We start from the raw sequence: 8,096 nt of genomic DNA, 5'->3' as shown, positions 1-8,096 counted from the left end.
GATAAAAAAAATCCAGCCGACTTTGCTCTTTGGAAAAAAGCTAGCCCTCAACACATTATGAGATGGCCTAGTCCCTGGGGTGATGGTTTCCCAGGATGGCACTTAGAATGTACGGTAATGAGCTCTAAATATTTAGGCGAGACCTTTGACATACACGGCGGCGGAATGGATCTTAAATTCCCTCATCACGAGTGTGAAATAGCTCAAGGAGAAGCAGCACATGGTCACAGCCCTGTAAATTACTGGCTGCATGCTAATATGTTGACTCTAAACGGCCAAAAAATGTCCAAATCTACTGGAAACAGTATTTTACCCATAGAGCTTTTTACCGGTGAGAACAATTTTATGCAAAAGGCTTTTGCCCCTAGTGTAGTGCGTTTCTTTATGATGCAAGCTCATTACAGATCGATATTGGATTTTAGCAATGATGCCATTCTAGCTGCCGAAAAAGGGTTTAACAGGCTTACCGAAGCTATGAAAATAATGAGGAAACTAGCTGCTTCTAAAAATTCTTCTATAGATATAGCAGGATGGAAAGCAAAATGCTATGCTGCCATGAATGACGACTTCAATACGCCCATTCTTATTGCAGAGCTCTTTGACGCAGTGAAAATCATTCATTCTCTACAGGACGGTAACGCGACTATTACAGCTAGCGATCTGGAAGAACTTCAAGAAACAATGGATGCTTTTTTCTTTGATGTTTTGGGATTGCAAGACACCAAAGAAGAAGGAAGCGCTTCTTTAAATAAAGGACTGGACGGCGCGATGAAACTCATTATTGATTTAAGAGCCACCGCAAGAGCTAATAAAGACTGGAGTACCAGCGATAAAATAAGAGACGAACTTACTGCTGCTGGAATCCAATTAAAAGATGGCGCTGATGGGACGAGTTATGCTGTAGAATAGCCTGTTGGAATCAGGAATCAGGAATCAGGAAAAATCTGAATGCCAAAATTAACTCACAAGGAAAAAAGCAGGATTTACTGATGCTAGCTTGTAGTAGTTTTCCACTAAACAAAAGAATAGCTTGAGGCAACAAAATAGATTCTCGGGGGCGGAATTCCGTCTGCTAGAGTTTTTTAAACGTTACTATATGAACAAGACCCTATTAATATTACTGTCTTTGACGCTACTTTCATGCCGTACTTATACATCTGATATAAAAAAAGAAATAGCTTTTAGTGGGCAAGAATTTGACTTAAAACTTTTTGAAGGCAAATGGTTGACAAATAGTAGAACAAACAAAAATCATTACAGGATATTTCGTAAAGACTTTAACGTAGAATACTCGGATAAAAGAATTTTATCTTACGAACTAAAAAAGGATAGTATATTTATTTACGGAATGAATAGAACGTTCATTGGTAGGCTTATACATTTAGATAAACAAGAAGTTTACATTTTATGGGGTAATCAAGAGGCTATTACCTATTATAGACCTTAAATTTGAGGTTGTGAATAACGTAGAGGTACATAATTGAAAAAACTACTGGCATATCCGTTTTTGTTATTGATCAAGTTTTATCAAACAGTGATATCTCCTTTTACGCCTGCGAGTTGTCGCTACTCGCCCACTTGCTCTCAGTATTCTAAGGAAGCACTTATCAAACACGGAGCTTTTAAAGGTGTCTGGCTGGCATTGAAGCGCATTTTTAGTTGTCATCCTTGGGGTGGTAAAGGTTATGATCCTGTGCCTTAAATCATCTGCGTTTACAAAATTGAAATCACAAAGGTTGAAACCGCAAAAACTCAAAAAACACCACTAGACTTTGTTACTCCTTATTACACTTTCAAATAACATTACATTTTCTTCCTTATAGTTCTTGTTTTGATTTTTAAATCTAATTCGCTTTGAAGTTCAAGTTCAAATTCACTGGTGCTTCCTTACCTTAGCATCAAAAATTCGCACCCTTGACTTCTACCCAAATTCTGATTACCATAGCTTGTTATTTTGCAGTTCTTGTAGCGATATCCCTTATTGTAAGTCGCAAGAGTGATAGCGCTACTTTTTTTCGAGGCAATCGATCTTCACCATGGTTTATTGTAGCATTCGGGATGATAGGTGCGTCGCTTAGTGGCGTGACTTTTATCTCAGTTCCTGGGGCGGTAGAAGAAGGCGCTATGAATTACTTCCAGGTAGTTTTGGGATACATAATAGGTTATCTGGTGATAGGAACAGTGCTTTTGCCACTCTATTACAAAATGAATCTCACCTCCATATACAGCTACCTTAACGATAGATATGGCAGTGCCGCACAATATACGGGTTCTAGTTTCTTTATTCTTTCTCGAGTTGTAGGCGCAAGTTTCAGACTGTATTTAGTAGCTGGCGTGTTGCAGGAATTTGTATTTGAAAGTATGGGTGTTGCATTCTGGCAAACCGTAACTTTTACAGTTATCCTCATCTGGTTGTACACGTTTAAGTCAGGAATTAAAACCATAGTCTGGACAGATACATTGCAGACCTTATTTATGTTGATCGCTGTAGGAGTAGGTATTTACTACATTTCTGACAATTTGAACCTCAACGGCATAGGAGAAATTACTGGTTTTATATCGGACAGTGAGCTTTCTCAAATCTTCTTTTTTGACGATTGGAAAAGTGGTCAGTATTTCTTCAAACAGTTTTTTGCAGGAGCCTTTATCGCCATAGTCATGACTGGACTGGATCAAGATATGATGCAAAAAAACCTGACCTGTCGCAGTCTTGGTGACGCTCAAAAGAACATGTTTTGGTTTACAATTGTATTGACTTTCGTGAATCTCCTTTTCTTGGGACTAGGTGTTTTGTTAACCGCTTTCGCAAAAGCGGAACAATTAACAGCCACCAAAGACAAGTTATTTGCTGCCATCGCATTAGACAGCCATCTGGGTATTGGAATAGGACTGGTATTTATTCTAGGACTGGTCGCAGCAGCCTACTCGAGTGCAGACAGTGCACTCACCTCGTTAACGACATCGTTCTCAGTAGATATATTGCAAATAGAAAAAAATTACAAAGAGAAAAAACAAAACTGGATACGCAAAATAGTTCATATAGGTTTCTCAATACTCTTAATTATGGTTATTGTGAGTTTTAAATATTTGATCCAAGACGACAGTGTGATCAATAAGCTGTTTGTGTTTGCTGGATATACCTATGGCCCCTTATTAGGATTATTTGCTTTTGGGATTTTAACCAAAATAAAAGTACCCCATAATGCCACGCCTATTATCGCGATCCTGTCCCCATTTATAGCTTTTGGGATCAGCACCGCTGCCAACTACTACTTTAATTTTGAATTTGGCTTTTTTGTATTGCTTCTAAATGGATTGATTACCTTTTTAGGATTGCTGATTGTTTCCTTTTTCAGCAATCAAAACTAATATTGATTGGTTCCTAATAAAACGAGCGTACAAGCGACCTCACATTTGATCTTATTCTCCTTAAGAAGTTTATAAAACTCCGGATTCTCTGTTCCTGGGTTAAAGATGACACGTTCTGGTTTCAAACTTATAATGTAATCGTAATATAGCGGCTGCCGTTGCGCATTTAAATATAATGTTACGGTATCTATTCCCTTAAACGGAATCAATTCTTTGTGAATTTTAACATCATCAACGAGTCCCTCTCGCATTCCTATAGCAACAGTTTCCGTATTGAACTTACGCAATCTATAGATCGCGATATTTGAATAGCGTTCTTCTTTAAGAGAGGCGCCAAGTACAAGAGTTTTTTTTGACATTTTTATTTATTAATCTGTAACAATATACAAAATATATCGTCTTTTAATAGAAGGATTATAAAAACCCAGTTTGATTTATTAGAAGAATTGAATTATTATTAAAATAGCTATTCAAAGGTTCCTGGTTTTTTTGAGTTTTAAACTTTGAATCTATCAGCAATTATAATCGTATGGTTCATAATTAATGGTTAGTGTTATTATGCGATTTAGAAATCCCGGGCTTGCAGGCTCGGGATTTTGTTTTTATGTACCTTTAAAAGCTCCCATAAACAAAATTTTTACAAGTATAAATTTTACAACATACCACCCATACTTCATCCTTAAATAAACAATTAAAAATGATAGATGCTACAAGCCAATGCTTATCTCTTTTCTAGGGATTCGATACATATATTCTTATCTTAATTATAATAAAAATTCAAACGCAGCTGTAGTTGCGATTAAAATTTTTAACGCAGAAAAAGGAAAAAGAAAGGCTGAAAAAGTCACGTTTATGATCTTATAATCTTTATTGAACATCGATATGGATACAATTAGATCAAACTTATCCGCTAATTAAAATCTAACAGCATACAGCGTGTCTTACCATTTTATAACCGCACTACCCCAAGTAAAACCACTACCAAAAGCTGCGAGAATAATAGTGTCTCCTTCTTTAATTTTACCTTCTTCCCAAGCTTCACAAAGTGCAATAGGTATCGATGCTGCAGTTGTGTTACCGTATTTCTGGATGTTGTTATACACCTGATCGTCATTTAATTGAAATTTTCTCTGGATAAATTGGGAGATACGCAGGTTAGCCTGGTGTGGCACAAGCATATCGATATCACTTACTTCTAGACCATTTGACATGAGACCTTCCATAATGACTTCAGAAAAACGAACTACAGCATTTTTAAACACAAACTGCCCATTCATATTAGGATAATAAGGAATATCCTCCTGCGGGTTCTCCTCTATCAGCTGTGGCACCCAGTGATTTGTAGACGGCCCTTTTAACGATAATTCCAGTGCGTGTTTCCCTTCACTATGCAAATGTGTAGACAGGATTCCATGACCTTCTTTTTCTGATCTAGAAACTACAGCTGCTCCCGCTCCATCACCAAAAATGACGGACACATTTCTCCCACGAGTAGTAAAATCTAGTCCACCACTATGGTTTTCTGAACCGATTACCAAGACATTTTTATACATCCCTGTTTTTATAAACTGGTCTGCGACTGAAAGTGCGTATATAAATCCGCTACATTGATTTCTTACATCAAGTGCTGGACAGGTATGAATTCCCAAAATGTCTTGTACTTGCACTCCACAACCAGGGAAATAATAATCAGGAGAAAGGGTCGCAAAAACAATTAATTCTATATCGTCTTTTGAAATTCTGGCTCGTTCTAGGGCAATTTCAGCGGCCTTTACACCCATCATTGCTGTTGAGTTACCATCGCCTTTTTTAATATGTCGTCGTTCTTTAATACCCGTACGTTCTTGGATCCAAGCGTCGTTCGTGTCCATTATTTTTGAAAGATCGTCATTAGTAACAACGTTGTCTGGAACAAATTTCCCCATTCCAGTTATGCGAGATGTAAACATAAAATAATTTTAAGTAAACGCAAGATACGCGACAGCATTAGTATATTGCTAGAGATAACCATATTTTGACACGCATGCCTAATAAATTATTTTTAGACCCATTTCCTGAGATTCAAGATGCTACAGTTAGCTATGAATCATCTTTTTACGCTTTAGCGAAAGCAGAACATTTAAAAACCAGTTTATTGGAAGAAACGCCCTGGCGGCAAAATAAAATTCAACTGTATGGCAAAACACATAACGAGCCAAGACTGACGCAATTGTATGGAGATGAAAATATAGTCTACGGCTATAGTGGTATTAATTTCAAAGCATTGCCATGGACGGAAACCATAAAACAAATAAAAAAAGATGTCGAAAAAGCAGCTGGAACTACATTTAACATTTGTCTGATCAACCAATACCGAACTGGCCAAGATTCTAACGGCTGGCATGCAGATAACGAAAAAGAACTTGGTAGGAATCCTGTTATCGCTTCTATAAGTTTAGGACAGGAACGTTTCTTTCACTTAAAACACAACATAAATCCAGCTTGGCGATTTAAATTTTTACTAGAAAATGGAAGTCTGCTTCTAATGAAGGATCAAACGCAACACACGTATAAACATCAAATTGCAAAGACTAAAAAACAAATCGATTTAAGGATTAATTTGACTTTTAGAAAAGTGATTTAATAGTCGGTAAACAGACTGATATTATTTAAGTACCGTAACGAAGCATTAGGTAATAAATTCTTATTATTATTTTAAAGGCTCTTTTCAGAAATATATAGAAACGGTGAGCTTAAAGAATTCCGTAAATATTGCTCATAAACATTAAAAGAGCCCAAATACGTCTATAAATTACTTAACGGCATATTTTTTAAGGTACAAATTGATCCGTGCTAACACAGATAGCAGGCATGTCAGATGTGAAGACCTGTCTTCTGGTGACGCATATTTCATCAGCCAAGTGGTAACCGTCACTTAAACTAAATGTCTAATTGAATCAATTATGTAATCATTGCTAACTAAAACGACTTCAGTAACATGGCAAAAGCAAAAGATATATTAAAAAATCTGGATGAACGTTCCATAGATCGCATAGTGGAAATGGGATGGGAAGACCGTACACCATTTGATGCGATTGAGGCACAATTTGGTGTCACAGAAAGTGAGGTCATTAAAATAATGCGCAGTGAGATGAAGGAAAGCAGTTTCAGAATGTGGAGACAGCGTGTTCAAGGTCGTTCTACAAAGCATAAAGCGCAGCGTGATCCTGAAATGAGCCGTTTTAAATGCAACATGCAGCGCTCTACCGGAAACAAAATTGCAAAGAGATAAAAACACCTCCGTTGTTAAAGCTTAAAAAAAGAAGGTCTGTTTAAGTAATAATTACCCTCTAGAGTTACCAACACGCACATGTGCCAAAGCCTACGTATTTTACACCAACTGGTCGCGATTTCAAAAGGATCATTTTATTTTCCAATAGCATACCTAATGCCTAAATTTAAACGTTGTTAAATAAATGACTTTCAAATCATGGAAAAATTACTACTCTTTTTATTCTTTTTGCCACTAGCAGCAATGGCACAAAACACTTTTTCTAAAAAGAGTGACGTATCCACTGATGCACAACATACCGAAGTTAACGTAAATAATAACATACAAGGAAGCCTTTTTACTCCATATACTTTTGAAAAAGTTCCCTTAGTTATTATTGTAGGAGATAGCGGTGCGACAGATCGCAATGGTAATGAACGTAGAACAAAAAGTAATGCTTATCTACAACTAGCAGATTCTTTACTCACCCAAGGTGTAGCTACTTACCGATACGACAAACGCATTGTGACACAAATAAAAAATCGCAAACCTAGCGATAAAACTTTGTTTAGCGATTTTATTATCGATGCAAAAGAAAGCGTTGACTTTTTCAAAAATGACAGTCGGTTTTCAAGAATCTATATTGCTGGCCATGGTCAAGGTTCTCTTGTAGGTATGCTGGCAGTAGACAAAGACGTTTATGGTTTTATTTCCTTGAACGGAGCTGGACAGTCTATAGATGCGTTAATTGTTCAACAAATAGCTCAACAACAACCTGGATTAGACAAGGTAGCGGCAAAGACATTTGAAAGGGTAAAAGACTCAAGAGAGCTTGTAGTTGATATAGAGCGCGATCTTTATGTCCTTATAGGTCCACAAGTGCAACCTTTTATGAAATCCTGGATGCAATACGATCCTGCAAAAGAAATTAAGAAACTCCAAATACCTATTCTTATCATAAACGGTTCTAAAAACAGACAAGTAGACCCATCTGAAGCGGCTATATTAAAAGATGCGGTTCCTGTTGCCTCATTAGAACTTATTGAAAACATGAACCATGTGCTCAAAACCGTAGGAGAGGATGAAATTGAAGCTTCAAAAAGCTACGTCAACCCTAAGGTTCCTTTAAGCGTTACCCTTGTGGATATTATAGTGCGTTTTATAAAAGAATAGAAATTGTAAGGCTTTCTACTATTTTCAATTAAAGGTTTCAACAACACTCAATAATTTACGAAGGCTAAAATACCCTCATCCTCTTTACATAAAATCGTATTTTGCAGCTATTAAAAATATCCTTTATGATTTTTCTAGCTGAAGACCCCACAATTAAAGTGTTACCACCAATTATTACCGATGACACCATAGTCTTCGGTTTGTTACTGATATGTCTAGCGCTTGTTTTTTATTCTTCTTCCTTAAAACAAGGTTTCTGGTCTAAGTTTTACAAAGTAGTACCAGCCTTATTGATGTGTTATTT

Annotated in this window: 9 protein-coding genes; 7 read left to right on the top strand and 2 right to left on the bottom strand. The window is 36.7% G+C overall.

The window, feature by feature from the left end:
* The 4 genes from ACJAT0_RS11485 to ACJAT0_RS11470 form a co-directional block, all read left to right on the top strand.
* A partial coding sequence (locus tag ACJAT0_RS11485) for a DALR domain-containing protein (RefSeq protein ID WP_415181768.1) occupies positions 1-909 on the top strand: 909 nt, incomplete at its 5' end.
* 187 nt (positions 910-1,096) lie between these two features.
* Positions 1,097-1,447 (top strand): hypothetical protein, encoded by a 351-nt coding sequence (locus tag ACJAT0_RS11480; protein WP_415181767.1) that lies wholly within the window; start codon positions 1,097-1,099, stop codon positions 1,445-1,447.
* A 33-nt stretch (positions 1,448-1,480) separates the two neighbouring features.
* On the top strand, positions 1,481-1,702 hold the full coding sequence (yidD, locus tag ACJAT0_RS11475; RefSeq protein ID WP_415181766.1) for a membrane protein insertion efficiency factor YidD: 222 nt from the start codon (positions 1,481-1,483) through the stop codon (positions 1,700-1,702).
* Positions 1,703-1,914: 212 nt separating this feature from the next.
* Positions 1,915-3,369 (top strand): sodium:solute symporter, encoded by a 1,455-nt coding sequence (locus ACJAT0_RS11470; RefSeq protein ID WP_415181765.1) that lies wholly within the window; start codon positions 1,915-1,917, stop codon positions 3,367-3,369.
* Here the strand turns inward: ACJAT0_RS11470 and ACJAT0_RS11465 are convergent.
* Together ACJAT0_RS11465 and ACJAT0_RS11460 are read right to left on the bottom strand one after the other, a co-directional pair.
* On the bottom strand, positions 3,366-3,728 hold the full coding sequence (locus ACJAT0_RS11465) for a CoA-binding protein (RefSeq protein WP_415181764.1): 363 nt from the start codon (positions 3,726-3,728) through the stop codon (positions 3,366-3,368). The genes ACJAT0_RS11470 and ACJAT0_RS11465 overlap by 4 nt on opposite strands.
* Before the next feature lie 582 nt (positions 3,729-4,310).
* Entirely contained in the window at positions 4,311-5,318 is a 1,008-nt protein-coding gene (locus ACJAT0_RS11460) for a 3-oxoacyl-ACP synthase III family protein (RefSeq protein ID WP_415181763.1), read from the bottom strand.
* A 74-nt stretch (positions 5,319-5,392) separates the two neighbouring features.
* Between ACJAT0_RS11460 and ACJAT0_RS11455 the strand changes: the two genes are divergently transcribed.
* The 3 genes from ACJAT0_RS11455 to ACJAT0_RS11445 all read left to right on the top strand — a co-directional run bounded on the left by ACJAT0_RS11455 (position 5,393) and on the right by ACJAT0_RS11445 (position 7,792).
* On the top strand, positions 5,393-5,992 hold the full coding sequence (locus ACJAT0_RS11455; protein WP_415181762.1) for an alpha-ketoglutarate-dependent dioxygenase AlkB family protein: 600 nt from the start codon (positions 5,393-5,395) through the stop codon (positions 5,990-5,992).
* 354 nt (positions 5,993-6,346) lie between these two features.
* On the top strand, positions 6,347-6,640 hold the full coding sequence (locus ACJAT0_RS11450; RefSeq protein ID WP_374004491.1) for a TIGR03643 family protein: 294 nt from the start codon (positions 6,347-6,349) through the stop codon (positions 6,638-6,640).
* A gap of 198 nt (positions 6,641-6,838) precedes the next feature.
* Positions 6,839-7,792 carry an alpha/beta hydrolase gene (locus ACJAT0_RS11445; RefSeq protein WP_415181761.1) on the top strand — a complete coding sequence of 318 codons (954 nt, stop codon included), beginning with the start codon at positions 6,839-6,841 and terminating at the stop codon, positions 7,790-7,792.
* Positions 7,793-8,096: the final 304 nt, after the last annotated feature.

Origin of the sequence: Nonlabens sp., from assembly GCF_047636915.1 — a bacterium.
GTDB lineage: Bacteria > Bacteroidota > Bacteroidia > Flavobacteriales > Flavobacteriaceae > Nonlabens.
The sequence above is the reverse complement of the archived record's forward strand: the minus strand, read 5'-3'. Positions and strand labels throughout refer to the sequence as shown.